At 60.8% G+C, this 24,887-nt stretch carries 33 protein-coding genes and 2 tRNA genes; 13 read left to right on the top strand and 22 right to left on the bottom strand.

Going from position 1 to position 24,887, the window contains the following annotated elements:
- Positions 1-77: 77 nt before the first annotated feature.
- The 4 genes from J3A98_RS14500 to J3A98_RS14485 all read right to left on the bottom strand — a co-directional run bounded on the left by J3A98_RS14500 (position 78) and on the right by J3A98_RS14485 (position 3,215).
- A complete protein-coding gene (locus J3A98_RS14500) occupies positions 78-1,907 on the bottom strand; it encodes an SLC13 family permease (protein ID WP_209966996.1) in 1,830 nt (609 codons plus the stop codon).
- A gap of 126 nt (positions 1,908-2,033) precedes the next feature.
- Positions 2,034-2,426 (bottom strand): glycine zipper domain-containing protein, encoded by a 393-nt coding sequence (locus J3A98_RS14495; protein ID WP_016498896.1) that lies wholly within the window; start codon positions 2,424-2,426, stop codon positions 2,034-2,036.
- 73 nt (positions 2,427-2,499) lie between these two features.
- A complete protein-coding gene (locus J3A98_RS14490) occupies positions 2,500-2,682 on the bottom strand; it encodes a hypothetical protein (protein ID WP_176682320.1) in 183 nt (60 codons plus the stop codon).
- Positions 2,683-2,924: 242 nt separating this feature from the next.
- A complete protein-coding gene (locus J3A98_RS14485) occupies positions 2,925-3,215 on the bottom strand; it encodes an RcnB family protein (RefSeq protein ID WP_209966994.1) in 291 nt (96 codons plus the stop codon).
- 117 nt (positions 3,216-3,332) lie between these two features.
- Between J3A98_RS14485 and J3A98_RS14480 the strand changes: the two genes are divergently transcribed.
- Positions 3,333-3,683, top strand: a complete 351-nt coding sequence (locus tag J3A98_RS14480) for a hypothetical protein (RefSeq protein WP_209966992.1) — start codon at positions 3,333-3,335, stop codon at positions 3,681-3,683.
- Between the two features lie 182 nt (positions 3,684-3,865).
- Positions 3,866-4,687 (top strand): class I SAM-dependent methyltransferase, encoded by an 822-nt coding sequence (locus J3A98_RS14475; protein WP_176682323.1) that lies wholly within the window; start codon positions 3,866-3,868, stop codon positions 4,685-4,687.
- Here the strand turns inward: J3A98_RS14475 and J3A98_RS14470 are convergent, their stop codons facing one another.
- The 4 genes from J3A98_RS14470 to J3A98_RS14455 all read right to left on the bottom strand — a co-directional run bounded on the left by J3A98_RS14470 (position 4,688) and on the right by J3A98_RS14455 (position 7,828).
- A complete protein-coding gene (locus J3A98_RS14470; RefSeq protein WP_021782185.1) occupies positions 4,688-5,455 on the bottom strand; it encodes an SDR family oxidoreductase in 768 nt (255 codons plus the stop codon).
- Positions 5,456-5,491: 36 nt separating this feature from the next.
- Positions 5,492-6,559: a phosphotransferase family protein gene (locus tag J3A98_RS14465; RefSeq protein ID WP_176682324.1), complete on the bottom strand. Its 1,068-nt coding sequence runs from the start codon at positions 6,557-6,559 to the stop codon at positions 5,492-5,494.
- A gap of 184 nt (positions 6,560-6,743) precedes the next feature.
- Positions 6,744-7,061 carry an SCP2 sterol-binding domain-containing protein gene (locus J3A98_RS14460; protein ID WP_003251077.1) on the bottom strand — a complete coding sequence of 106 codons (318 nt, stop codon included), beginning with the start codon at positions 7,059-7,061 and terminating at the stop codon, positions 6,744-6,746.
- 56 nt (positions 7,062-7,117) lie between these two features.
- Positions 7,118-7,828: a histidine phosphatase family protein gene (locus tag J3A98_RS14455; RefSeq protein ID WP_176682325.1), complete on the bottom strand. Its 711-nt coding sequence runs from the start codon at positions 7,826-7,828 to the stop codon at positions 7,118-7,120.
- Between the two features lie 197 nt (positions 7,829-8,025).
- Here J3A98_RS14455 and sohB point away from each other — a divergent pair, with 197 nt between their 5' ends.
- The 4 genes from sohB to J3A98_RS26965 all read left to right on the top strand — a co-directional run bounded on the left by sohB (position 8,026) and on the right by J3A98_RS26965 (position 10,262).
- Positions 8,026-9,051, top strand: coding sequence for a protease SohB (gene sohB, locus J3A98_RS14450; RefSeq protein WP_176682326.1), 1,026 nt, complete (start codon positions 8,026-8,028; stop codon positions 9,049-9,051).
- Positions 9,052-9,205: 154 nt separating this feature from the next.
- Positions 9,206-9,279: transfer RNA gene (locus J3A98_RS14445), tRNA-Cys, on the top strand.
- A gap of 350 nt (positions 9,280-9,629) precedes the next feature.
- A complete protein-coding gene (locus J3A98_RS14440) occupies positions 9,630-9,827 on the top strand; it encodes a hypothetical protein (protein ID WP_176682367.1) in 198 nt (65 codons plus the stop codon).
- 135 nt (positions 9,828-9,962) lie between these two features.
- Positions 9,963-10,262 (top strand): hypothetical protein, encoded by a 300-nt coding sequence (locus J3A98_RS26965; RefSeq protein WP_210023739.1) that lies wholly within the window; start codon positions 9,963-9,965, stop codon positions 10,260-10,262.
- Between the two features lie 127 nt (positions 10,263-10,389).
- Here J3A98_RS26965 and J3A98_RS14435 read toward each other — a convergent pair whose 3' ends face one another.
- The gene (locus tag J3A98_RS14435; RefSeq protein ID WP_209966990.1) at positions 10,390-11,487 is read right to left on the bottom strand and encodes an SDR family oxidoreductase; all 1,098 of its coding nucleotides are present in this window, start codon (positions 11,485-11,487) and stop codon (positions 10,390-10,392) included.
- A 72-nt stretch (positions 11,488-11,559) separates the two neighbouring features.
- Between J3A98_RS14435 and J3A98_RS14430 the strand changes: the two genes are divergently transcribed.
- Positions 11,560-11,931, top strand: a complete 372-nt coding sequence (locus J3A98_RS14430; RefSeq protein WP_209966988.1) for a MerR family transcriptional regulator — start codon at positions 11,560-11,562, stop codon at positions 11,929-11,931.
- 31 nt (positions 11,932-11,962) lie between these two features.
- Here the strand turns inward: J3A98_RS14430 and J3A98_RS26960 are convergent, their stop codons facing one another.
- The 3 genes from J3A98_RS26960 to adhP all read right to left on the bottom strand — a co-directional run bounded on the left by J3A98_RS26960 (position 11,963) and on the right by adhP (position 13,783).
- Positions 11,963-12,199 carry a hypothetical protein gene (locus J3A98_RS26960; RefSeq protein WP_245355039.1) on the bottom strand — a complete coding sequence of 79 codons (237 nt, stop codon included), beginning with the start codon at positions 12,197-12,199 and terminating at the stop codon, positions 11,963-11,965.
- A gap of 277 nt (positions 12,200-12,476) precedes the next feature.
- Complete coding sequence (locus J3A98_RS14425; protein WP_019438758.1) at positions 12,477-12,683, bottom strand: DUF6434 domain-containing protein; 207 nt, start codon at positions 12,681-12,683, stop codon at positions 12,477-12,479.
- A gap of 89 nt (positions 12,684-12,772) precedes the next feature.
- Complete coding sequence (adhP, locus tag J3A98_RS14420) at positions 12,773-13,783, bottom strand: alcohol dehydrogenase AdhP (RefSeq protein ID WP_209966986.1); 1,011 nt, start codon at positions 13,781-13,783, stop codon at positions 12,773-12,775.
- A 392-nt stretch (positions 13,784-14,175) separates the two neighbouring features.
- On the opposite strand from adhP, the gene J3A98_RS14415 reads away from it, so the two are divergent.
- On the top strand, positions 14,176-14,370 hold the full coding sequence (locus J3A98_RS14415) for a hypothetical protein (protein ID WP_003250932.1): 195 nt from the start codon (positions 14,176-14,178) through the stop codon (positions 14,368-14,370).
- A 1-nt stretch (position 14,371) separates the two neighbouring features.
- On the opposite strand, the gene J3A98_RS14410 is transcribed toward J3A98_RS14415, so the two are convergent.
- Positions 14,372-14,785 (bottom strand): DoxX family protein, encoded by a 414-nt coding sequence (locus J3A98_RS14410; RefSeq protein WP_209966984.1) that lies wholly within the window; start codon positions 14,783-14,785, stop codon positions 14,372-14,374.
- A 104-nt stretch (positions 14,786-14,889) separates the two neighbouring features.
- Positions 14,890-14,974 (bottom strand) — tRNA-Leu (locus J3A98_RS14405).
- A 200-nt stretch (positions 14,975-15,174) separates the two neighbouring features.
- Between J3A98_RS14405 and J3A98_RS14400 the strand changes: the two genes are divergently transcribed.
- The 4 genes from J3A98_RS14400 (at position 15,175) to J3A98_RS14385 (ending at position 18,511) form a co-directional block, all read left to right on the top strand.
- Complete coding sequence (locus J3A98_RS14400) at positions 15,175-15,450, top strand: hypothetical protein (RefSeq protein WP_209966981.1); 276 nt, start codon at positions 15,175-15,177, stop codon at positions 15,448-15,450.
- Positions 15,451-15,534: 84 nt separating this feature from the next.
- Positions 15,535-16,695, top strand: coding sequence for an ATP-binding protein (locus J3A98_RS14395; RefSeq protein WP_209966979.1), 1,161 nt, complete (start codon positions 15,535-15,537; stop codon positions 16,693-16,695).
- Between the two features lie 5 nt (positions 16,696-16,700).
- Positions 16,701-18,146 (top strand): ATPase domain-containing protein, encoded by a 1,446-nt coding sequence (locus tag J3A98_RS14390; protein WP_209966977.1) that lies wholly within the window; start codon positions 16,701-16,703, stop codon positions 18,144-18,146.
- An 11-nt stretch (positions 18,147-18,157) separates the two neighbouring features.
- Positions 18,158-18,511 carry a response regulator gene (locus J3A98_RS14385; protein ID WP_209966975.1) on the top strand — a complete coding sequence of 118 codons (354 nt, stop codon included), beginning with the start codon at positions 18,158-18,160 and terminating at the stop codon, positions 18,509-18,511.
- 39 nt (positions 18,512-18,550) lie between these two features.
- On the opposite strand, the gene csrA is transcribed toward J3A98_RS14385, so the two are convergent.
- From csrA to J3A98_RS14345, 8 genes are all read right to left on the bottom strand, one after another.
- The gene (gene csrA, locus J3A98_RS14380) at positions 18,551-18,748 is read right to left on the bottom strand and encodes a carbon storage regulator CsrA (protein WP_012051904.1); all 198 of its coding nucleotides are present in this window, start codon (positions 18,746-18,748) and stop codon (positions 18,551-18,553) included.
- 253 nt (positions 18,749-19,001) lie between these two features.
- On the bottom strand, positions 19,002-20,024 hold the full coding sequence (locus J3A98_RS14375) for a DNA topoisomerase IB (RefSeq protein ID WP_209966973.1): 1,023 nt from the start codon (positions 20,022-20,024) through the stop codon (positions 19,002-19,004).
- A gap of 57 nt (positions 20,025-20,081) precedes the next feature.
- Positions 20,082-21,173 (bottom strand): molybdenum ABC transporter ATP-binding protein, encoded by a 1,092-nt coding sequence (gene modC, locus J3A98_RS14370; RefSeq protein WP_209966971.1) that lies wholly within the window; start codon positions 21,171-21,173, stop codon positions 20,082-20,084.
- A 1-nt stretch (position 21,174) separates the two neighbouring features.
- On the bottom strand, positions 21,175-21,855 hold the full coding sequence (gene modB, locus J3A98_RS14365; RefSeq protein WP_209966969.1) for a molybdate ABC transporter permease subunit: 681 nt from the start codon (positions 21,853-21,855) through the stop codon (positions 21,175-21,177).
- Positions 21,855-22,613: a molybdate ABC transporter substrate-binding protein gene (gene modA / locus J3A98_RS14360; protein ID WP_209966968.1), complete on the bottom strand. Its 759-nt coding sequence runs from the start codon at positions 22,611-22,613 to the stop codon at positions 21,855-21,857. Before modA ends, modB begins: the two co-directional genes overlap by 1 nt.
- A gap of 82 nt (positions 22,614-22,695) precedes the next feature.
- The gene (locus J3A98_RS14355; RefSeq protein WP_209966966.1) at positions 22,696-23,781 is read right to left on the bottom strand and encodes a nitronate monooxygenase family protein; all 1,086 of its coding nucleotides are present in this window, start codon (positions 23,779-23,781) and stop codon (positions 22,696-22,698) included.
- A 51-nt stretch (positions 23,782-23,832) separates the two neighbouring features.
- Positions 23,833-24,003 carry a hypothetical protein gene (locus J3A98_RS14350; RefSeq protein ID WP_012051910.1) on the bottom strand — a complete coding sequence of 57 codons (171 nt, stop codon included), beginning with the start codon at positions 24,001-24,003 and terminating at the stop codon, positions 23,833-23,835.
- Positions 24,004-24,010: 7 nt separating this feature from the next.
- Positions 24,011-24,313, bottom strand: a complete 303-nt coding sequence (locus tag J3A98_RS14345; protein WP_003250918.1) for a DUF1883 domain-containing protein — start codon at positions 24,311-24,313, stop codon at positions 24,011-24,013.
- Between the two features lie 159 nt (positions 24,314-24,472).
- On the opposite strand from J3A98_RS14345, the gene J3A98_RS14340 reads away from it, so the two are divergent.
- Entirely contained in the window at positions 24,473-24,832 is a 360-nt protein-coding gene (locus tag J3A98_RS14340) for a hypothetical protein (protein WP_176682380.1), read from the top strand.
- Positions 24,833-24,887: the final 55 nt, after the last annotated feature.

Here is a 24,887-nt window from a genome sequence, read left to right as displayed (position 1 = left end):
GGGTCAGGGTGGTTGATGTCAATCTGCCGCGATTGGTTGCGATAATGTCAAATTGCCTCTACTCCTGGCCGCCTTCCTCACAGTCCAAAGAACCACGGCACCATCACGACGGTAACCAGCATCACCAACACGGTGAACGGTACGCCAATCTTGACGAAGTCAGCAAAGCGGTATTGCCCGGGCCCAAGCACGAGCGTGTTGACCGGTGATGACACCGGCGTCATGAACGCCGCCGACGCGGCCAGGGCTACGGTCATGGCGAACGGGTAGGGTGACATGCCCAACTGCGCCGCAGTGCTGACAGCCACCGGTGCCATCAGTACTGCGGTGGCGGTGTTGGAAATGAACAGCCCGATCACTGCAGTGACGGCGAACAGGCAGGCAAGAATGGCGCTGGGGCCGGCACCACCCAGCACGTTCACCAGCCCACCCACCGCCAGGTCGATGCCGCCGGTTTTCTGCAGCGCCTGGGCGAAGGGCAGCATGCCGACGATCAGCACCAGGCTTTGCCAGTGGATGGCGCGATAAGCACTGTTCATGTCGATGCAACGGCCTGCGCCCATCAGCAGGCAGCCGATCAGCGCAGCAATCACATTGGGTACGGCGCCGCTAACCATTAGCCCGACCATCACTGCCAGGCTGAGTACTGCTTGCGGCGCGCGGGTGCGGGCTGGTGCGACCAGGTCGATCTCGGCGGGCAGGCTCAATACCAGGAAGTCTTTGGGCTTGCTTTGCAACTGGCGCACTGCCTTCCACGGGCCGACCACCAGCAGGGTGTCACCCAGGCGCAGCTTTTCTTCCAGCAGTTGCGCTTCGATAGCTGCCTGATCGCGGCGCAGGCCGACCACATTGAGGCCATAGCGGGTGCGAAACGCCAGTTCGAGGATACTCTTGCCGATCAGTTGCGAGCCTGGCGGCAGCGAGACCTCCGCCATTCCCAAATCCTGGGACTGGTCGATGAAGTAGGCGGCCTTGAAGTGCAACGGTTCCAGTTGCATGGTTTGGCACAGGCTGCGCAGGTCGTCATGCTTGGCGAACAGGTCGAGCAGCAGCACGTCGCCCTGATGCAGCACGGTGCCCGAGTCGGCCGCGATCACGCGCGTGGTGAACTTGTGTTGGCGCTCGATACCGATCACGTTGGCGCCGTGTCTGGTGCGCAGTTGCAGCTCGCCAAGGTTGTGGCCAATCAGCGGCGATTGAGGGCGGATGCGCAGGCGTCGTTCACGGCCGTTGAGCTTGTAGTCCAGTACCAGGTCCAGCAAGGTGCGGCGGCTTTCCACCCGGCCGTCCTTGCGCACTTCACCGTTGAGCCAGTGCCGGGTCAGCAGCATGTAGCCAATGCCCAGCACCAGTACCACCAGGCCGAACGGGGTAAAGCTGAAGAAGCTGAACCCCGCTTCGCCATGGCGGACCAGCTCGCTGTGCACCACCACGTTGGGCGGTGTGGCGACCAGGCTGAGCATGCCACTGATGAGGCCGGCAAAAGCCAGTGGCATCATCAGGCGGCTGGGTGAGAGCTGCATGCGCGCAGCGATGCTCAGCACCACCGGGATGAAAATGGCCACCACGCCGGTGGAGCTCATTATCGATCCCAGCCCGGCCACCGCCACCATCAGCAGTACCAGCAGGCGTGCTTCGCTATTGCCGGCCCGCTCGCTCATCCATTCGCCGATGCGATAGGCAATGCCGGTGCGCACCAAGCCTTCGCCAATCACGAACAGGGCGGCGATCAGCACCACGTTGGGGTCACTGAATCCGGCCAGGGCCTGTTCTACGGTAAGGATGCCGAGTAGTGGCAGGGCGAGAATCACCAACAGCGCAACCACGTCCATGCGTGGGCGGTTGATGACGAACAGGGTAATCACGAGGGCCAGCAGGCCGAGGACCCAGAGCAACTCATGGTTCATGGGGAGGGGGTGTTCCTTCACACGGGGGCACGATAGACAGTAGCAGTCAGTGTGCCAGCTTGCAGTGAAGGGGGTGTTGATGTGCTGCAACAAAAAGGGCCGCTATGCGGCCCTTCGGTCACGGGCTCAGTGACGGTGGCGGCGGTGCTTCTTGCTGCCGCGGTTGTCGTCGCCCAGATGGTTGCCGAGGGCTCCACCGGCCGCGCCGCCCAGGCCGGCACCCACGGTCGAACCGGTCTTGCCGCCTACTGCGCCGCCCAGCAGCGAGCCACCGGCCGAGCCCAAGCCACCGCCGATGGCGGCTTCGGTACGGTTGCCCTTGCGTGCACCGACCGCGCTGCCGGCTGCGCCGCCAACGCCGGCACCGATGGCTGCGCCGGTCTTGCCGCCGAGCTGTTGGCCAACAACGTTGCCCAGGACACCCCCCAGACCGCCGCCAATGGCGGCAGTACCGTCACCGGCGAAAGCGCCCTGGCACAGCAGCAGGCCGAGGGCAAGGGAAGGCAGAGTCAGACGCATGATACGAACCTCAAAGGAATCATCAGGATAAGTCGCCGCGCAACGGGCGGCAGGTCAGGGCTGAAAGGACGCTTCAGCGGTAGTAGCGGTCACCGCGGTATTGCCGATCATCGTCGTCGCGGTCATGGCGATGGTGGTGGCGATGGTCACGGTCGCGGTCACGCCAGCCGTCGTCATCATGGTAGCGATGGCTATGGCAGCCTGCGGTCAGCAGGACAACAGCAACCAGAGAAAGGCTTGCAAGACGCGTGAGCACGATATAGGTCCTTGATCCGCATAGGTTTACGGGGCACCTTCTAAGACTGGGGTCGATCGATTTGGTTTCCCGGACGGGCAAAAAAATTGTGCTTCACGCGATCAGCGCCAAGGCGCCCGCCTGAAAAACGGGCTATGGCGCTGACCGGCATCGATCAGTCCTGGCGTATCAACGCTTTCCAAGCGTACCTGGCCGGCGGCAAGTTGCTCTGCAATGGCTTGCCTTGACCAAGGCGTGTTGAGTCAGGATGCCGGTTGAATCGCCAGCACCACGCCATTGGTGATCTGTACCAGCACGTAGTGCTTGTCCATGCGCACCCAGTGGCTTTCCTTTTCCGGCTCGGGCAGGCCTTTGGCTTTCCAGTCCTTGATGGCCTGGTCATCGCGTTTGTACTGGTCCGGGGCCTTGTCGCCGACGTTCAGTTCGCGGTTGTGGGTTTCGGGGGCGGTGATGCTTTCTTCGCTGGAGGGGGCGGCGCTGACGCTCAGAGGCAGGCAAGGCAGGGCGGCGAGTAGCAGATAGTGCAGTTTCATGATGCGTTCCTTGTGACGGCATGTCTTATCTGCGACAGCGGCAAGTGCCTGGCAATTCACTCGGGATGCCTGCCAGTGCTAGAGTCGCCTTCTTTTTCGCGACCCCGAGGATGGAACATGCGTGCGATTCTGCCGTTGGCTGCGGTGCTGATGCTGGCCGGTTGCGCTTCTGCGACCATGGAAACCGCGCGTGGCGGCAAGCCGACTGCGCAGCTCGACTCGCACAAGGCACCAGCGCTGGTTGCCCAGTGCATCCAGTTCAGTTGGCAGGAAGAGCAGGTGTTCGGTGATGACGCCAGCGGCTACCTGGAACAGCGCAAGCAGGGCGGGTTCACCGTGTATACCCGTGAGGCCGAAGCGTTCGTGGACGTTTACCCGCAGTCGGGCGGGACGCGTGTGGATTACTACGCGAAGCAGAACGACGGCGTGGCCCTGCAACGCCGGGCGGCTGCTGCAACCTGCCTGTAACGGCTGGCGCCTGTGCTGGCTTTATCACCACTCCTGCAAGGGCCCGCCTATTCAGGGTAATGAGCAAGGCAGTTGTTGCCACAGCAGAGGGCGCGCGGGCTTTACACTTTTTATCAAGACAGTTGTGTTGCAGGGGGCGCGGTGACGGCTAGCATAAGGCGCTTCCACACAAGGACGACTCCATGGACCGCTCACTGCAACTCAACCGCATCAGCTGGGATGAACGTGCCCCGTTGCACGCTGCTTCGAAGGACTACGAAGTCGAACGCCTGGTCCAGCAACACGGGCACTTGTCCGAAACCGTACGCTTCGACCTGCCACTGCTCGGCGACATCGACGGGCTTGAGACGGTCCATTTGCAGTGCCACATCGGCACCGACACCCTCTCGCTGGCGCGCCTTGGCGCCAAGGTTTGCGGCCTGGATTATTCCAAGGCCTCGCTAGCCGAGGCACGGGCTTTGGCCGAGCGTTGCGCGCAGCCCATCTCGTATGTCGAGGCTGACGTCTATGCCGCCGACAAGGTACTGCCGGCGGGTACTTTCGACCTGGTCTACACCGGTATTGGCGCGCTCTGCTGGTTGCCTCGCATCGAGCCGTGGGCGCGCACCGTCGCGGCACTGCTTAAACCGGGCGGGCGGCTGTTCCTGCGCGACGGGCACCCGATGCTGATGGCCGTCAACGAAGACCATCAGGATCGCCTGCAGCTCGAATATCCGTACTTCGAGCACGAATCGCCGACGGTGTGGCACACCGACCAGACCTACGTCGAAACCGATCAGCGCCTGGCCCACACCGAAACCCACGAATGGAACCACGGCCTGGGCGAAGTGATCACTGCCTTGCTGGCCCACGGCCTGCAGTTGACTGCGCTGGTCGAGCACCAGAGCATCCCCTGGGAGGCGCTGCCGGGGCAGATGGTCAAGGGCGAAGACGGTGAATATCGCCTGCGCGAGCAACCGGCGCGCCTTCCCCTGAGTTACACCTTGGTCGCCGTCAAAGCCTGATCAGGACAGGAAGCCACCGTCGACATTGAGCGTGGTGCCGGTGGTGTAACTGGAGGCATCGCTGGCCAGGTACAGCACCGCGCCCGCCATTTCCTTGGGGTCGGCCACGCGCTTGAGCGGGATCTGCTGCAAGGCGGCATTGAGGATGGCTTCGTTCTTCACCAGTGCCGAAGCGAACTTGGTGTCGGTCAGCCCCGGCAGTAGCGCGTTGCAGCGAATACCGAACGGCGCACACTCCTTGGCGAACACCTTGGTCATGTTGATGACCGCCGCCTTGGTCACCGAATAGATGCCTTGGAACAGCCCGGGCGAAACTCCGTTGATCGACGCCACGTTGATGATGCTGCCGCCGCCGTTCTCGCGCATCAGCTTGCCAGCCTCCACCGACATGAAGAAGTAACCACGGATGTTCACGTCCACGGTCTTCTGGAACGCCCCTGGGTCAGTGTCCAGCACATTACAGAATTGCGGGTTGGTGGCTGCATTGTTGACCAGCACGTCCAGTCGCCCGAACTGTTCGCGAATGCCGGCGAACACCTGCTGAATCTGTTCCAGCTCACCAATGTGGCAGGCCACAGCCGTGGCCTTGCCGCCGGCGGCAATGATGGCGTCGGCCACCTGCTGGCACCCTTCAAGCTTGCGGCTGGAAACAATCACATGGGCCCCTTGCTGCGCGAGCAAGTGGGCGATGGCCTCGCCGATGCCTCGGCTGGCGCCGGAAACAAAGGCAATCTTGCCGTCGAGGTCGAACAGGTGGGTCTTGGACATGCTGTTTTCCTTGTTATCCGTCGTCGTGGGCAGTGCTCAGAAGCTGGACTTGGCGATGACCTGCAAGGTCATTTGTTCCAGCAAACGGTTCATGTGAATGAACTGGGCGAAACGCTTGTCCTGGGTCTGGCCGTGGTAGTAGCGGTAGTAGATTTGCTGAACGATCCCTGCCAGGCGGAACAGGCCATAGCAATAGTAGTAATCGAAGTTGTCCAGGCGGATGCCGGAGCGCTCGGCGTAGTAATCGACGAACTGGCGGCGGCTGAGCATGCCCGGCGCGTTGCTTGGCTGGCGGCGCATCAGTTGCACTGGCGCCGGGTCGCCGGCTTCGATCCAGTAGGCCAGGCAGTTGCCCAGGTCCATGAGTGGGTCGCCCAGGGTGGCCATCTCCCAGTCCAGCACACCGATGATGCGCATGGGGTTGTCAGCATCCAGGATCACGTTGTCGAAACGGTAGTCGTTGTGCACGATGCCTGGGCGCGGGTGGTCGGCGGGCATTTTGTCGTGCAGCCAGGCGGTTACTTTTTCCCAGCGTGGTGCATCCGGTGTCAGGGCTTTTTCATAACGGCTGGTCCAGCCCTCGATCTGGCGCTGCACGTAGCCCTCCGGCTTGCCCAGGTCGGCCAGGCCGCAGGCGGTGTAGTCCACTTGGTGCAACTCGACCAGGCGGTCGATGAAGCTTTTGCACAGGGCTTCGGTCCGGCTGGCGTCCAGGTTCAGTTCGGCCGGGATGTCCGAGCGCAGGATGATGCCCTTGACCCGTTCCATCACATAGAATTCGCCGCCGATCAGGCGGGTGTCGGTGCAGTGTGCGTAGGCCTTGGGGCAATAGGGGAAGCCACTGTTGAGCTGGTTGAGGATGCGGAACTCACGACCCATGTCGTGGGCCGACTTGGCCTTTTGACCGAAGGGAGGTCGGCGCAGCACGAAGTCGCGATCCGGGTAGCTGACCAGATAAGTGAGGTTGGAGGCGCCGCCAGGGAACTGGCTGATGCTCGGCAGGCCGTGCAGGCCGGGGATATTGGCTTTGAAGTAAGGGTCGATGACGGCCGCGTCGAGTTCTTCGCCGGGGCGTACCTGGGTGGACTGGTCGGTGAGCGTCATGCGTCTTCCTTATTCTCGATAGCAAGTACTATTGGGTAATCTAATGGTCCGCCGAGGTTGGAACAATCGTGCCATATGCCATATAGGTGAGGGTGTTGCTGGTGGATCACTGCACCGAATGCAGGCCAAAAAAAACCGAAGCCTGGCAGGCTTCGGTTTTTTGATCATCCGGTACTCCCAGCCCTCAGGACGGGAACAGTTCGCTGAGTTTCATCGACAGCATCATGTCGCCCTCAACCCGCAGCTTGCCGCCCATGAAGGCCTGCATGCCGTCGGTTTCGCCGCTGACGATACCCTTCAGCGTTTCGGCGTCCATCACCAGGGTGCAGTTGGCATCCGGGTTTTCGCCTTCCTGCAGGTCGCAGGTGCCGTCCTTGACGATCAGCGCGTAGTGCTTGTCTTCGTCGGTGATGTTGAAGCCGAACACCAGGTCCAGGCCGGCGGCAGCGGATGGGTTGAATTTCTCTTGCATCTTTTTGACGGCATCAGCTACGGAGGTCATGGCGCATTCCTTATAGAGTGATTTACACGTCCCCGCAGGGACACAACAAGTCGGGCTTATCGGTAGGTGACAAGCTCCGGCGCCCTCAACAGCTGCACATGGGCCTGGCTGTTGAAGGAAGTCAGTGCCACGTCGCGGCCGCGAAACTTCAGCTGGCTGAGCGACGTGTTGATGATCTGCCAGTTCAGCGCGAACGCCTGGCTGGGGGTAATACCGGTAACCAGGTGGAGCAGGGCGGCAATGGTGCCACCCGAGGTGAAGATAGCAACATGATCGCCGCTGCCGGCGCTGTCCAGCACGCGTTGCAGGCCCCCTTGTACGCGTGACGTAAACGAATGCCAGGTTTCCAGGCCATTATCGGCATGCTCGCCATCGTGCCAGCGCTGCACCATCAACGCGAACAGACGCTGAAACTCGCTGCGGTGCTGTGCGGCATTGCGCAGCACATGCAGGGCATCGGGCTCCTCCGGCAGCAGGTCGGGCAATAGGGCACGGATCACACCGTCGGCATCGAACTCATTGAATGCGGCGTCGGTCTCAACCGCCGGCACCGGGCAGCCGTTGGCGTGCAGCGCCTGCAGCGCCAGCCGAGCGGTATCCTGCTGGCGGCGCAGGTCGCCAGCCACGCAGCGGTCCAGCCGCACGCCCAACTGGGCCAGGTGTTCACCCAAGGCCTGGCTCTGGCGCACGCCCACGGGCGAGAGGACGTCGTAGTCATCGGCACCGAAGGAGGCTTGGCCATGTCGAATCAGGTAGAGATTGCCCACGGAAGGTTCCGGCCTGTTGGAGGTTGCTGCGAGGTTAGGATGCGGCACACGGGCTGTCAACGAAAAAACATACAAGCGTTTGAAAAGGTTGTTTGAAAGATGTTGCCAGCGTTTACACCGGCTGGCAGCTCTACAGGCGCAACGGTATGCTTGCAACAGTGACGCGCCGTAGTGGCGCAGGCATTTAAGGAGTCAACGTGGAGTTTCTTGCCGAATACGCAAGCTTTCTCGCCAAAACCGCCACCCTGGTCATCGCCATCCTGGTGGTGCTGTCTGCCATCGCCGGGCTGCGTGGCAAAGGTCGGCGCAAATCGGGCGGGCAATTACAGGTCACCCGCCTGAACGATTTTTACAAGGACCTGCGTGAGCGCCTGGAGTCCGGCCTGCTCGACAAGGCCCAGCTCAAAGCACTGCGCAAGCGGCAGGCGAAGGCAGAAAAGCAGCAGAAGAAGGGCAAGGCCGAGTCCGAGGACAAGAGCCGGGTATTCGTGCTGGATTTCGATGGCGACATCAAAGCCTCGGCCACCGAAAGCCTGCGCAACGAAATCACCGCACTGCTGACGCTCGCCACCGCGCGTGACGAAGTGGTACTGCGCCTGGAAAGCGGCGGTGGCCTGGTGCACAGTTACGGCTTGGCTGCATCGCAACTGGCGCGTATTCGTCAGGCGGGCATCCCGTTGACCGTGTGCATCGACAAGGTGGCTGCCAGCGGTGGCTACATGATGGCCTGCATCGGCGAGAAGATCGTCAGTGCCCCATTCGCCGTACTGGGGTCTATTGGCGTGGTGGCGCAGTTGCCCAACGTCAACCGCCTGCTGAAAAAGCACGACATCGACTTCGAAGTGCTGACTGCTGGTGAATACAAGCGCACCCTGACCGTCTTTGGCGAAAACACCGAGAAGGGCCGGGAGAAGTTCCAGGAGGACCTGGACATCACTCACCAGTTGTTCAAGGATTTCGTCTCCCGCTATCGTCCGCAACTGCACATCGACGAAGTCGCCACTGGCGAAGTCTGGCTGGGCGTGGCGGCGCTCAATCGCAAGCTGGTGGACGAGCTGCAGACCAGTGACGAGTACCTGAGCGAACGCGCACGCAACGCCAACCTGTTCCACCTGCACTATGCCCAACGCAAGAGCCTGCAGGAGCGTATTGGCATGGCCGCCAGCGGTACAGTGGAGAACACGGTGCTGGGCTTGTGGAGCAAACTCAGCCGCCTGCGCTAACACCTTGAACCTGTTGAAATTTTTTTTCGTTCAGGGGGTTGCAAGGTTAAAAGAATGAAGACATAATGGCGCCCATCGAAACGCAGCAAACTTTGAAAAAGGTTCAGTGTTTCAAGGAGATAGCAAAGCGCAAGCAGCTAGATCCGACCTTTGAGGCCGAGTAGCAAAGTGGTTATGCTCCGGATTGCAAATCCGTCTACGCCGGTTCGATTCCGACCTCGGCCTCCACCATTCGAAAGCCCCGCAGATTAACGTCTGCGGGGTTTTTCTTTATGGGTCGAAAAAACCAAGAGCTCGGTAACTTTTGGCATGGAGTTCCGAAACCTCTTAGCCAACCTTGAGTCGCAGTACTGCGTGATCAGGGCCGGCGTGCTGGGGGCCATTATGTCTAGTCAAACACTGAGCGCAGCTGCTTGAACCCGTAGATGTTGGCGGATGACCCGGTCCGGCTTGCGCTCGTCGTGTTGTTGTTCGGTCACTTCGTGGTTCTTGCGTGCAGGCGCCGCCTTTGCCGGGGACGCGTTATCGTTGAATTAGCGGTGATATGCTTCGCCGCTTACCAAACAGGGAGGGTGGTAATGAAACTGCGGGAGGGGCACAAGGCGTTTCAGGAATGGTTCACGCCGAGGCGGCGTAGGCGAGCGGGCGGAATCTTACTCGCCATCTGGGCTGTCGGCATCTTCATCTACCCTGGCCAGCACTGGATCTATGTATTGACGCCAGGGATCATGTGGTTCTTGAGCGCATGGCCGCCGGAGCTTCACGACAAGCGCTGAGTCTCTGGCGGGGCTGCTGAATAGCCGATTGTCCGATTCAGCTCACAGATGAGTCAGACGAATTTGCGTAAAACTGCACGTTCGCTATGGTGGCAATAAACCACCTGACTACAACTAAAGTCGTAGGAGCGCCTCATGAGAATACGCGGTGATGTTTTCTGGGCCTGGGCTGACCCGACGCTTCATCACCGAACTCACGACGAGACACTCGACGATGGGACATACATTGATGTCCAGACGCGGCTGTCGCGGACAGGCAACACGCAGATGTTCATCGGGGTGTACGCCCCAGGCGGCATGGCTATCCATGAAGAGACCTTCGATTCTCGCCCTGGCGAGTCGATGACCAGGGCTTTGGCGTGGGGCGTTGGTCGGGCCCGACGTGTCGCCACTGAAGGTGCGCCTGCCGTAGGCGTTCTGGCTGCCTCGAAATAGCGGCCAGGCGCGCAGCGCCGGAGGTCGAGCGGTGACTTACTGTCATCAGCGAAGACGCAGTGCATGAAACCCCTGCGTCTCCAGACTTCCAGCAAGCCGGCAGGGAAGGCTTCATCGGCCTGGCCCGTTATCCTCGCTGGCCAGCGCCTTCTCTTTTGGACTTTTTCATCAAGTAGTCGCTGACATAGCGCACCGTGTTTTCCAAGGCCTGCGTCATGTCGGGATGGGTAAACGCGTACTTGCGCTCCAATTGCCTGCTGTTTCCCATGTCGAAGCGCTGCGTCTGAATAAAGTTCAAGGACTCGGCGCTGATCGCCAAGCGGGTCGCCAGTCCTGGAATCGTCAATATCGACCTGAGCAACCCTATGGGTACATGGCGGCGGGGGGCCTTGACCTTTAGCGTGTCTGCGATCTGCAAAAGCATTCCCTGCAAGTTCGGTGTTCGCTCATACAGCGCCAGAACTTGCCGGTTGGCCATGGAGGGGTCGAACGCCACGCAAGTTATCATGTTCACCAGATAATCGACGCTGACCAATGGCAACCAGTGACTGGCGGAACCGGGAACAGCTTTGAACCGGCCTTGTGCCAGATTGCGAATGAGTTCGGCAAGCGGTTGTCCGTCCAGGATATGCCCGTTCTCGCTGTGGCCGCACACCGTAGCAGGGTGAACAATCGTGTAATCCGCATCCGCGTCTTGCATATAGCGGATGACTGCAAAATGGGACTCGAGTTTGCTGCCTTCGTAGCCGCCTACACGGGCGTAGACCGCGGGCCAGTTTGTGTTTTCAGGGCACTGAATATCAACCCCGATACTGGCAAGGTGGTTGAGGTTTTGCAGCATGAAGCCGCCTACCATGAGCAATCGGATGCGCTGGTCGGCCGCAAGCCTGGCCACTCTCAAAGCACCTTGGACATTGACTGTGCGGGCGCGTTCCGGTGTCAGCCCCCAGGAAAATTCCGCCGCGAGATGGAAAAATACAGCGGCCGAAGTGACGCATTCTTTGTCTGATTTGCTGAGGCCAAGCCCCTCCTGGCTGATATCGCCTTCAACGGCATGGATATACTCAGGGTTACCCCCCAGTTGGCCTACCTGCTCCTTGAGGCGCTCGATGTTGCCGGGGCTGCGCATCAGCACCCAGGTCTTGTGTCCTTGCGCAGTAAGACCGGCCAGCAAGTGTTGCCCCACAAAGCCGCTGCCGCCGGTGACAAAGCATTCCACACTCATGTTTGAATCCTTGTTTGGATGATGGGCGCAGGCTAAGGTGTAGAGCCTGCTCTACAGTCAAGGATTTTTAACGTGAATATTGGAGAGTTGGAGCGCCGGAGTGGGCTCAGCCGCCATGCATTGCGCTATTACGAACAGCTCGGGCTTATCGAGCCACACCGACAAGCCAACAACTACCGCAGTTACAGTGAACAGACCGTTGTTGACTTGGCCTTCATACAGAGCGCCCAGAGCGGGGGCTTTTCACTTGCTGAGATCGGGGGCATCCTTGCGGCCAGGCGGGGTAACACGATCGACTGCGCGCAAGGCGCCGCCTTGGTCGCCGCCAAGATGGCCGAGATTCAAACGAAGATCACCACGCTACAAGCCGCTTATGTTTTTCTGGACGCGGAGCGTGCGAAGCTTGAAGCCAGTGCAATTGCCAATGGGCAGATGATTCCTTGACGTCCTGTCCATGACCCTTTTCGATCGAGCATCAGCCTTCAGGTAAGGTTACACCGCAGATAAACTCATGCGTCCCCAAGCGGTGCGAGCCGAATTCCACCACGTAGCCATCTCCTCTGCGCTCCGCCTCTGCCATGGCCGTTTTCTGGTCAGCATAAACGTCGACGAAATGCCATGGATGTCGGTCTCTCAGGACCCCCCATCCGATTACCCAGCCTTCCCGCGAAGGGTCCGGCGGCAGGTGCTTCGCCAAGCTTCGAATGGACATACCTAGCTCCTCAATATGCACAGGCTCGCCATTGCAGGCTGAGCACTTTTCTTGAACCTCACCTCGCGGGCGTCGGTCTTTAGCATGAAGGATGAGTGATATTTCCAGGTTTGCTGATCAAATATTGAAATGTTCGTAGTCTATGGTTGAACGCAAGCCAATTTCACCAGCGAGGGAGTGAGGAAATGGATTATTCCAGCATGGTTGAATCGTTGGACAAGATGTTGAAAGCAACGGCTGCAGCCAAAGGCTGCCTCCAGCCGTCAGATGCAAAGTGTCACCCATACCTCCGTAGCCATTCATCCGCGACGTCACCCATGGTTGATGGGGTGCCACTTTTGATCCAAAGCATGAATCCACGGTCGAACTTGAATGCCGCCCCGCACTCGCTGAGCAGAAACTGACGAACCTTCTGCGTGTTACGGTAATGCTTGTCCAGTGGAGTCGTACGGGTAATCGGCCCAGCGTGCCAGTCGACGGTCATGGTCTGTTCCTTGACTATTGAGAAGGCAAAAGCCCGTAGGTGGTCATCTACGGGCTTTGCGATGGTTTCAAATAATCTGGGTCGGCCTGTCAGCCTTCGAACTGTATCACCATCCGGCCTTTGATCTTGCCCTCGAGCATCTCGTCAAAGATCTGGTTGATATCCTCGATCGGTCGCAGCGTCACCTTGGGCACCACTTTGCCTTCAGCGGCGAACTGGAAGGCTTCCTGCAGGTCCTGGCGTGTACCTACCAGCGAGCCCACTACTTCGATCCCATCAAGCACCAGGCGGGGAATATTCAGGTCCATGGACTCCGACGGAAGCCCGACGGCCACCAGTCGCCCGCCAGCGCGCAAGGCATCGACGGCCGAGTTGAACGCGCCTTTGGCCACGGCAGTCACGACGGCAGCATGTGCGCCACCGGTCTTGGCCTGGATGACCTTCGCGGCGTCTTCGTTGAGCGGGTTGACGACCAGATCCGCGCCCATCTCGCTGGCGAAGCGCAGTTGCTCTTCGTTGACGTCGATGGCGATGACTTTGGCGTTGAACACGTTCTTGGCATATTGCAGGGCCAGGTTGCCCAGACCGCCGAGCCCGTAGATGGCGATCCATTGGCCGGCGCGAACGTTGGAGATCTTCACTGCCTTGTAGGTCGTGACGCCAGCGCAGGTGATGCTGCTGGCGGCAGCGGAGTCGAGGCCGTCGGGTACTTTAACCGAGTAGTCGGCCTTGACGATGCAGGCCTCGGCCATGCCGCCGTCCACGGTGTAGCCGGAATTCTTCACGTCGCGGCACAGGGTTTCGTTGCCGCTGTTGCAATATTCGCAGTGTCCGCAGCCCTGATAGAACCAGGCAACGCTGGCACGGTCGCCTGGCTTGAGCGAGGTGACGCCCGGGCCAACTTCCTGGACGACACCAATACCTTCGTGGCCCAGTACTACACCGGTCTTGTCACCAAAGTCGCCATTTTTCACGTGCAGGTCGGTATGGCACACCCCGCAGCACTGCATCTTCAGCAGCGCTTCGCCGTGTTCGAGAGGGCGCAGGGTTTTCTCTACCACGTCCACGCGACGGCCAGGTGCAACGACAGCAGCTTTCATAAGAGCCTCCGTGTATATCCGATGTGAGCTTGGGTTATCGCCGGGACAGCATAGACCTTGCCTGGCCAGGCAAAACTGCTTCAGGTCATGGTCGTGGTGGACGCGCCCATAAAATGCCTGCGTAGGCCTGACTGGCATGTGCGGAAAAAAGAAAAGCCCGCGGCAATGATGCGGCGGGCTGCAAGAACGTACGGAGCAGGGTCAGTGTGCCCATCCGGATGTCGGCATTTCGTGAAAACCATAAAAAAGCCCGCCATAAAGGGCGGGCAAAAGACGTTTGAAGGGAGAGCCTGCAGGCTGCGCCGTGCCGGTTAACCCAGGATTAAGCGACAATGCATTGACCCGGCACCCTGATCAGCCTATACAGGCCTGCCATTATCCCAGGAGCCAGCATGCGCGACGAAGACGACCTGCACGAACCCGAGCACGATCACCTGCTCGACCACGAATTTCTCTACGACGACGTGGAGCCCGAGGCAGATGCCCAGGGCGCCGAGGATGAAGTGGAGGAAGACGAGGAAACGCTGGATGATCTCGATGATGAAGAGCGCGATCACCCAGCCTGGTTCGACGACTGCGACGACTGACTCAGCGACCGTCCACCGAGAACCGTCCGGGCCCGCTTACCGCCAGTAGCAGCAGGCCGCCCATGATGCTGAGGTTTTTCAGAAACTGGGTCATGTTGGTGCTGCGCTCGGGGTCGACCATGTTCCAGAACGGGTGGCCAAGCAGCGCCGTGCCCAGTACGAACAGCGCGAACAGGAACGCCAGTGGCCGCGTGTAGAAACCGAGGATCAACAGGATTGCGACGACGAACTCCATGATAACAGCAATCCCTGCTGCCAGCATCGGGGCAGGGGCGCCGAGCGAGGTCATGTAGCCTACCGTGCCTTCGAAGCCGGTCAGCTTGGCCCAGCCAGACAAGACGAACAGGATCATCAGCAGTATGCGGGCGATCAGGATAATGATGTCGCGTTGACCATCGAACAGGGAGTAGCGCATGGCGGCGTTCCAGTGGACGGGTACAAGCTCCACTTTAGCAGCTGCGCAAGACATTGCCGTCAGGCAGCAAAAAGGCGCCGCAAGGGCGCCTTTTCAACGAAGTTTGGTGCGAGTGGCGGGACTCGAACCCGCAAGGCTCACGCCGACAGATTTTAAGTCTGCTGTGTATACCAATTCCACCACACTCGCACGCTTGAAGGGGTCGCAACGACCAGCTCGCTTCTAGGCAGAAGGGCTTCGCAATCAAGCGCGCTTTATAACCCATTGTTATAGTTGAGTCAACTGCAGCACCTATGATCAACAGATAGAAGGGTCGATCGAACGGGCAATTGACACCTTGCCATCACTGCGCCAGTGTTGCCCATTAATGGATCCAAGAGTGCTCCGTAATGACTCAGGGCCGAGTTGGCGAAGGTGTGGTGCGTCCACGGTTATTCTGGCGGCTGGTGTTCGCGCAGGTGCTCGTGCTGGGTGCATTTCTTTACATCAGCCTGATCAGCCTGGGCGGGTACCTGTTGTTGCTGGGCTTCGATGCAGAGCACTCACAGCAGCAGCGTATGTTGGCACTGGCCGGCGGTGGTATGATCATGGTGCTGAGCCTGTGGTTGCTGAAAGTGGCCATGCCGCGTCGCATCAGCCCGGCGCTGACCGAGCCGGAACGCTGACAGCCTGTAGTCGTTCAGCGGTCTACTGGCAGGCGCTCCGGGCTACGCTCATTTCCTCCCTCCTGCTGTGCCAGTGGAGTTTGCATGGTTCCAGCTGACTGTCTCGACTCTCCCGTCATGCCTGCCCATCGTTATGAACAGCTGGTTCAGTCGGTGGTGGATTATGCCATCTACATGCTTGACCCCTCCGGCCATGTGGTGTCGTGGAACGCCGGCGCGCAACGGATCAAGGGTTACCGTGGAGATGAAGTGATCGGCAAGCACTTTTCGTTGTTCTTCACCCCACAGGATTGTGCGGATGGCCGCCCCGAGCAGTTGCTGCGCCGGGCGCTGGAGCAGGGTGTGGCGCAGGACGAAGGCTGGCGGGTGCGCAAGGACGGCACGCAGTTCTGGGCCCTGGCTGCACTGGATGTGATCCGTGATGAAAATGGCCAGATCATTGGCCTGGCCAAGGTGACACGCGATATCACTGACCGTCGCGAGTCGGCGCTGCAGCTGGACGCAGTGCGCGCCCAGCTGTTCCAGGCGCAGAAGCTTGAAGCCCTCGGCCAGTTGACCGGTGGCCTGGCGCACGACTTCAACAACATGTTGACCATCATCATCAGTTCGGCGCGCCTGGCACTGGCCACCCAGGACCCGGCACGCGCCCAGCGCATGTTGCAGCACATTCTCGATGCCAGCCAGCGTGGTACCGAACTGACCCAGCAATTGCTCAGCTTTGCCCGGCACCGCAAGCTCGATGTGGCCAGCGTTGCCCCTGCAGATTTGGTTACCGCTACGCGTGGCCTGCTTGAGCATGCTTTGCCAGGCTCAATTGACTTGGAGGTATTGCTGCAACCGAACCTGCCGCTGATCGAGGTGGATGCCGGGCAACTGCAGATGGTGTTGCTCAACCTGTTGTTCAATGCCCGTGACGCCATCGAGGGGCATGGCCGGATCAGCCTGACTGTCGATGTGGTCGAGCTGCTCGGCGAAGTTGAAGGGCTCAAGGGCAGCTTCGTACGCTTCAAGGTGGAAGACAGCGGCGAAGGTATACCCAAAGAGATACTGCCGCGTATCTTCGAGCCGTTTTTCACCACCAAGCCTTTCGGCAAGGGTACCGGCCTGGGGCTCAGCCAGGTCTATGGTTTCGCCCGGCAAAGTGGCGGTGCGATTTATGTCGACAGCGAGCCTGGCCGGGGAACTTGCATGCGACTGTACTTGCCAATGTATCAGGACCAGACGGATAGCCCACTCGACAGGTAGACAACATGGCACAGGCACTGAAGCGGCTGGTAACGGGGATCGACGGGCTCGACGCATTGCTCAAGGGCGGCCTGATCGCTGGCGCCTCCTACATTATCCAAGGGCCGCCGGGGGCCGGTAAGACCATCCTTGCCAATCAGCTGGCCTGTGGCCACGTGCGTGGCGGTGGTCGGGTGCTGGTGGCCACGTTGCTGAGCGAGTCGCATGAACGCTTGTTCCAGTATCTGTCCACGCTGGACTTCTTCGACCCGGCGCTGGTCGGCGAACAAATCCAGTTCGTCAGTGCCTTTGATACGCTTGAGCAGGACGGGCTGGATGCAGTGGTGCGCTTGCTGCGTCAGGAAATTGCCCGGCAACAGGCCAGCCTGCTGATCGTCGACGGTGTGCTCAATGCTCGGGTACGTGCGGAAACCGCGCTGGACACCAAAAAGTTCGTCTCTGAGCTGCAGGGGCATGCAGCCTTTGCCGGCTGCACCGTTCTGCTGTTGACCAGTGCCCGGCTGGACGAGGGCAGCCCGGAACACACCATGGTCGATGGCGTGATCGAACTGGGTGAGCAACTGGTGGGCAGCCGCGCAGTGCGCCATGTTCAATTGCGCAAGACCCGTGGTAGTGGTGCGTTGTCGGGGCGTCACGAATGCCTTGTCGATGAGTCCGGCATGCAGGTTTATCCTCGCCTGGAAGCGTTGTTCAGCCACCCCAGCCAGTTGGGCAGCGGCACTTTGGCGCGTATCAGCAGCGGTGTGCCAACCTTCGATGAAATGCTTGGCGGTGGCTTGGCCACTGGGTCAGTCAGCCTGTTGATGGGGCCTTCGGGAAGTGGCAAGACGTCATTGGGCCTGGCCTTTCTCGGTGCCAGCACCCCGCAGGAACCGGGGTTGCATTTCGGTTTTTACGAAACGCCCGAACGCCTGCGCAGCAAGGCCGCTTCGCTCGGTTACGATTTTGCCGCGATGGAACAGGGTGGTAGCTTGCAACTGTGCTGGCAGCCGACCACCGAGGGGTTGCTGGACCAGGTTGGCGCGCGGCTGCTGGAGTGTGTGGCGGCGCAGGGCAGCAAGCGCGTGGTGATCGACAGCCTTGGCGCATTCAGCCGGCTGGCAATTGACTCGACGCGGCTCAATGCGTTTTTCCGCGCGCTGGCGGGTGAGTTGCGCGCGCGCGATGTCAGTGTGATCCTGACCTGGGAGATGCGCGACATCTTCGGCGCGGAAATCAGCGCCCCCGCACCGGACCTGTCGAGTATCGTCGACAACCTTATGCTGATGCGCTTTGTCGAACTGGACTCGCAACTACGGCGCATGCTGTCGGTCCTCAAAGTACGTGACAGCCATCATGACCCGGCCTTGCACGAGCTGCTGATCGGGCCGCAAGGCATTACCTTGCGCAAGGCGTTCGAAGGTGCCTGTGGTGTGCTCTCGGGAACGCCGATGCCGCAGGGGAGCGGGTGACGGACGAGCCGATGAACACCATCCTGATTGTCGATGACGAATACCTGATCGCCGATATCCTCGGTTTTGCCCTGGAGGACGAAGGTTTCCAGGTGGAAAAGGCGAGCAATGGCTGCAAAGCACTGGAGGCGTTGAAGGAAAAACGCGTGCAGCTGGTGATTACCGACTACATGATGCCGCTACTCAATGGCGAGGAGTTGGCGCGTGCCATACGCGAGGACCCGGCGTTAAGCGAGTTGCCGGTCATCCTCATGAGCGGCGCGCAGGCCAGCCAAGGATGTCCGGCCCTGTTTGCCGCAATATTCGACAAGCCATTCGACATGGATGAGATGATCGCCACGGTGCATCAGTTAATGGGCACCTGAGGCTGGCGGTCGAGCGCATCCATGCCCCTTAGGGGAGGCTCAATGCGAGTCTTCGTGTTTCTCCGGAGCCGGGCTGCCGGCCTGGATGCGTTTGAAGATCTCTTCTCGATGGACCTGGACATCTTTCGGTGCATCGATACCGATCCTCACCTGCATCCCTTTGACGCCCAGAATGGTGACTTTGATGTCATCGTTGATGACGATGCTTTCGCCAACCTTACGGGTGAGTATCAGCATGTAGTTCTCCTTGGTAATGTAAAAGTCCGCAGGGCTAGTTGCCGCGGCGGCGGGAGCTTGTCCCTCTTCCTTCTCATTAAAGACGCTTTCGGCGGATAGGAATTCCCCGACAGACAAATTCTGTTGCGTGTCTTCAGTTGCAGGTGCCAAAGCAAACCGTCAACGGTTTGTCGGTCAAGGCGCTCGTTGCCAAGAATAGGGGGGTTGGCGGCTAATGGGAAATTTCTTCGCATCATGGGCTGAATAGACAAGCTCAATGGTCGTCCTGTTCCTCGAGCGCCTGAAGAAACAACAGCAAGGCCACTTCCTCCGGGTCCAGGCCTTTGCGCGCACGTTTTTTCGGCAGATTGGCCAGGCGCCCCAAGGCATAGTGCTCCAGGACTGCCGGGTGGATGTAGCAGCGCCTGCACACGGCCGGCGTATTGCCCAAGCGTGTGGCGACCTGGCGGACTATCGCGGCGACCTGGCGTTTGGCTTCACTCTCCGGCTCCCAGGCCAAGGGCCTCAGCAGGTTCAATGCCAGGCTGCTGCCGGCCCAGGTGCGATAGTCCTTGGCGGTGAAGTCGGCGCCGGTCAACTGCTGCAAAAACTGATTGACCTCGCTGGAGCCGACACTATGGCGCTGGCCGTTTTCATCCAGGTACTGAAACAGCGCCTGCCCAGGCAGTTCCATGCAGCGCTTGAGCAAGTTGGCCAGGCGCCGGTCATTGAGGGTGACGCTGTGTTCGACGCCGCGCTTGCCGCGGAACTGGAAGCGAATGTTGCTGCCTTTGACCTGTACATGGCGATTGCGCAGGGTGGTCAGTCCATACGACTTGTTATCGCGCAGGTAGCGCTGGTTGCCAATGCGAATCAGGGTGTGGTCCAGCAGGCTCACTACCAGCGCCATTACCTTTTCCCGGTCCAGCCCTGGCCGCGCCAGGTGGGCTTGCAACTGTGTGCGCAGCGTTGGCAGGGCCTGGGCGAACGCAAGCATGCGCCCATATTTGTGCTGGTCGCGCAGTTCGCGCCACTGCGCGTGGTAGCGGTACTGCTTGCGGCCACGGGCATCGCGACCGGTGGCTTGCAGATGGCCTTGCGGATCGGCGCAGATCCACACATCGGTGTAGGCCGGGGGAATCACCAGTGCGGCGATGCGCGAGAGGGTGTCGCTGTCGCGTACCCGTTGGCCATCGGCATCCAGATAGATGAAGCGGTCGCGCCAGCGCCGACGGGTCAGGCCCGGCTGGCTGTCGTCAACGTAGTGCAGGGTGCGCGGCAGGGGGCAGTCGAGCATGGGCTGCAGGCCTCGATCAGGTCACTGATCAATGGACAATATGCGCGCGAAGGATGCTCAACCCAAAAGGGCAACCGACTTGATCTGGGCGAACAGTACCTGCCCTGGATGCAAGCCGAGCTGGTCTGCCGAGAAGCGGGTGATGCGTGCAAGCAGGGCATTGCCCCCGGCATCCAGGCTGACCAGCACATGCGCCGGGTTGGCCGCCGGGCGGCTCTCGCGTACGCGCACCGGCAGGCGGTTGAGGATGCTCGATGCGCTGTCCGCCGCCAGTGCCAGGCTGACGTCCCGGGCCTGCACCTTGACGCGCAGGGTGCTGCCCATCTCCTGCGCAGCGTGGGTGATGCGCAGCAGCGGCCCGCTGCTGCCGGGCAGGCGTAGGTCAAGCAGGCCGTAGTGCGGGTCGTGCCCTACCACCATACCCTCGAACACTACGCCGGCATCGTCGCCCTGGGCCAGCGACAGGTCGAGGCGAGCCAGAGTCTCGCCGATCGGGCCGCTGGCGATCGCTCGGCCTTGTTCCAGCAACACCAGGTGGTCGGCCAGCCGCGCGACTTCATCCTGGGCGTGGCTGACATAGATCAGCGGGATGTCCAGTTCGTCGTGCAGGCGCTCCAGGAAGGGCAGTATCTCGCGCTTGCGCGGTCCGTCGAGGGCTGCCAGCGGCTCGTCCATCAACAGCAGCCGTGGGCTGCTGAGCAGGGCGCGGGCAATACCCACCCGCTGCGCCTCGCCACCAGACAGGGTTGCCGGGCGGCGGTCCAGCAAGTGGCCGATACCCAGCAGTTGGCAAGCCTGGTCGAGGCTGACCTTGCGTTCAGCGGGCGCTACCCGGCGCCAGCCGAACGCAAGGTTGCCGCGCACTGACAGGTGCGGGAACAGGCTGGCTTCCTGGAACACATAACCCACCGGGCGCAGGTGCGGTGCCTGGAAGTAGCCACGGGTGCTGTCTTCCCAGACTTCGCCGTTGACTTCGATATAGGCGCTGGCGGCCCGCTCCAGCCCGGCCAGGCAGCGCAGGCAGCTGGTTTTACCAGAGCCGGAGTGACCGAACAGGGCGCTGATGCCGCGCCCGGGCAGGTGCAGGTTGACGTCCAGGGTAAAGTCGTCGCGTGCCAGTTTCAGGCGCGCCACAATCGATGCGGTCATTTCAGCTCCAGCCAGCTTTGCCGCGGCGTCCAGCGTACAGCAGGAGCAGCACCAGGAAAGAGAACACCAGCATGGCACCGGCCAGCCAGTGGGCTTGCGAGTACTCCATGGCTTCGACGTGATCGAAAATTTGCACCGAAACCACGCGGGTCTTGTCGGGGATGTTGCCACCGATCATCAGTACGACGCCAAACTCGCCCACCGTGTGGGCAAAGCCGAGGATGCTGGCAGTGACGAAGCCAGGGCGGGCCAGCGGCAGCACCACATGAACGAAGGTGTCCCATGGGCTGGCGCGCAGGGTAGCGGCGACTTCCAGGGGCCGCTGGCCGATCGCGGCAAAGGCATTCTGCAGTGGTTGCACCACGAACGGCATGGAGTACACCGTCGAGCCAATCACCAGGCCTGTGAAGCTGAACACCACACTGCCCAGGCCCAGCGCCTGGGTGGCCTGGCCGAGCCAGCCGTGCGGGCCAAGGGCGATCAACAGGTAAAAGCCGATCACCGTCGGTGGCAGTACCAGCGGCAGTGCCACCACCGCGCCTACCGGCCCGCGCAGCCATGAGCGCGTGCGGGCAAGCCACCAGGCGACGGGTGTGCCGATAACCAGCAGGATCAGGGTGGTCAGGCTGGCCAGTTTTACGGTCAGCCAGATGGCGCCCAGGTCACTGGCGTCCAGTGGCATCAGCGTTCATAACCATAGGATTTGATCACCGCTGCGGCTTTCGGACCTTTGAGGTACTCGACCAGTGCCTTGGCGGCCGCATTGTCCTTGCCTTTGTTGAGGATGACGGCGTCCTGGCGGATCGGGTCATGCAGATTGGACGGCACGATCCAGGCCGAGCCATTGGTTACCTTGCCATCCCTGTAGATCTGCGACAGAGCGACGAAGCCCAGCTCGGCGTTGCCGGTGGAGACGAACTGGAAGGCCTGGGTGATGTTCTGGCCTTCGACGATCTTGCCTTTGGTGGCCTCGGTGAGCTTCAGCCTGTCCAGTACCTGGGTGGCGGCCAGGCCGTAAGGTGCCGCTTTCGGGTTGGCGATGGACAGGTGTTTATATGCGTTCTTCTTCAGCACTTCACCCTTGGCATCTACGTAGCCTTCCTTCGCAGACCACAGGGCCAGAGTGCCGATGGCGTAGGTAAAGCGCGAGCCGGGTACGGTTTCCTTTTCCGCTTCAAGCTTCTTGGGGGTGGTGTCGTCAGCGGCGAGGAACACCTCGAACGGTGCACCGTTCTTGATCTGCGCATAGAACTGCCCGGTGGCGCCATAGGCCGCGACCAGTTTGTGGCCGGTGTCCTTTTCGAAGGCCTTGGCGATGGCCTGGACAGGGGCTGTGAAGTTGGCTGCGACCGCGACCTGGACTTCGTCGGCCCAGGCCGTGTTGAACGCGAGCAGGCTGGCCAGGGCAGTGACGGCCAACTGGGGCGAGCGAATACGCATGAAGACAGCTCCTTGAGATTATCGTTATAGCCTTAACTATATAGCGATAAACCATTGGCCGTGAAGAGGGCAGGCCTGCTTGTCAGAATGCCTGGTGACCAATCACTGCCAGTGCTTTCCCGGCGATCTCCCGGGTCAGCTCACCCGCGGGCATGTGCCGCCCCAGCCGCAATGCCTGGCCCGACCAAAGATTGCTGAAGTCACTGTTACCCTGGGGATCGGTGATCGCCCGTAAAGGCATCAACGCCCCACCTGCCAGGGGGAAGCGCGGTGCAAGCTCACTCATCGGCCCCAGCTCACGCATGATGCGATTGTTGATGCCCCGCGCCGGGCGGCCGGTGAAAAGGTTGGTCAACGCGGTGTCGCTGGCAGGCGCGCTGTCCAGCGCCCGGCGATGCGCTGGCGACACCTTGGCCTCGGGGCAGAACAGGTAAGCCGTGCCGATCTGCACTGCCGAGGCACCCAGGGCCATTGCCGCCAACAGCCCACGGTGGTCGCCGATACCACCGGCGGCAATCACCGGCACGCTGACGGCATCGGCCACCTGCGGTACCAGAGCGAAGGTGCCTATCTGGCTGGTGATGTCATCGCTGAGGAACATGCCGCGATGGCCACCGGCTTCATAACCCATGGCGATGATAGCGTCGCATCCATTGCGCTCCAGCCAGACCGCTTCTTCCACGGTCGTGGCGCTGGACAGTACCTTGGCGCCGGTGGCTTTTACCCGCTGCAGCAGTTCGGCCTGAGGCAGGCCGAAGTGGAAGCTCACCACCTCAGGGCGCAAGGCTTCGACCAACTGGCAGCTCTGCTCGTCGAAAGGCGCGCGGTTGGACACTGGCGTGGGCGCTGCGAAATCGGCGCCCACTTCGCTGTAATAAGGCTCAAGTGCCTGCTTCCAGCGCGCATCGCGCTCGGCATCGGGCGCTGGCGGCTGGTGGCAGAAGAAGTTCAGGTTCAGCGGGCGCCCCGGGCAGCCGGCGCGGAATGCAGCGATCTCGGCGCGCACCTGTTCGCCGCTGAGCACGGCGCAGGGCAGGGCGCCCAGACCACCTGCCAGGCCCACGGCAATGGCCATGGCCGAGCCGGTGGCCCCCGCCATGGGGGCCTGCAGAATGGGCAGCTCGATGCCCAGCAGGTCGAGGATACGGCGGTCTGGCCAATGGCTCATGCGATTCTCCTTGCGTAGGGCGAGCGATGCGGCGGGGGCTTGCGGCGAGTCTTACAGGGCCTTGCTGACCTGGATGTCGCTGATTTTCTCGGCGTCTTCGCCGTGGATCTTGCGCAGGGCTTCGAGGGCTTGCTCTTGCGAGGCATCGGGCATCAGCGCGAAATCCCAGCGACGCTGGCCGTCGAGCTTGTATTTGATGACGTACTTGATGGTCTGGGTCATGGTGGCCTTATCTGAGTTTCGACGACGAACGACGGATGATCTTGATCTTGTGGGTCAGGGTTGGCTTGCGGGTGACCGAGATCGGGCGAGTAGTGACGGTATCGATGGTGATGTTCCAGAAGCCGGTGCTGGGTACGGTGATCTTTGCCGGAAACTTCTCGAAATGGCCGCCGTGGTAGGTATGACGGCCGCCGTTCTTGAAGCTGCGGAAGTTGGCGTCGTTCATCAGGCGGATATTGCAGCGCTGGGAGCACTCGATGACGACAATATCGTCCTCGTTGAGGTGCTCGCGCTGGTGTACGAATTTCATGTGATGCTCCGCAAGGTTTGGATCTGCAAAAGCAAAAGATACCACGATGTGCCGTTAGACTGCCGCGTTGATCGCCGGGCGTAGATAATTCTGCCAAAGCAGGGAGCAAAACCGCCTGGATGTGGTCGAAGCGAATTCTTGAAGGCAGAGGTGCAGCAAATGAAGTGGATGGTGGCGGCGTTGTCGGTGACGCTCGGTGGCTGCGTGAGCGTCGCAGAGCTGGAGCAATCGCGTGAAACGATGGATGTGATCTCTGGCAAGAGCCCGCGCGCCTATGCCGATTGCGTAAAGGAGAAGCTGGCCGATACGCGTGACCCGCTGACCGAAGAGCCGCGTGGCGACGGCCTGCGGCTGATCGTCCCGCAGAAAATCACCTCAGGTGCTGGCCCGGCGGCGCTGGTGGATATCGACGAGCGCGGCAGCGGCAGCAGCATCAAACTGCACGAGCGGCTGAATAACTTCCCGCTGCGCCTGGGGGATGTGCGCACCGCCGCCACCGAATGCATCTCCGGAAGTTGATCTGAAGCAACGGGTGCTCCTTTCTCTGCTTATATGTTTTGAGCCTAAACATATA

This window comes from Pseudomonas sp. BP6 (genome assembly GCF_017875935.1).
GTDB classification, from domain to species: domain Bacteria; phylum Pseudomonadota; class Gammaproteobacteria; order Pseudomonadales; family Pseudomonadaceae; genus Aquipseudomonas; species Aquipseudomonas putida_Y.
This window is presented reverse-complemented; position numbering and strand designations above follow the sequence as displayed.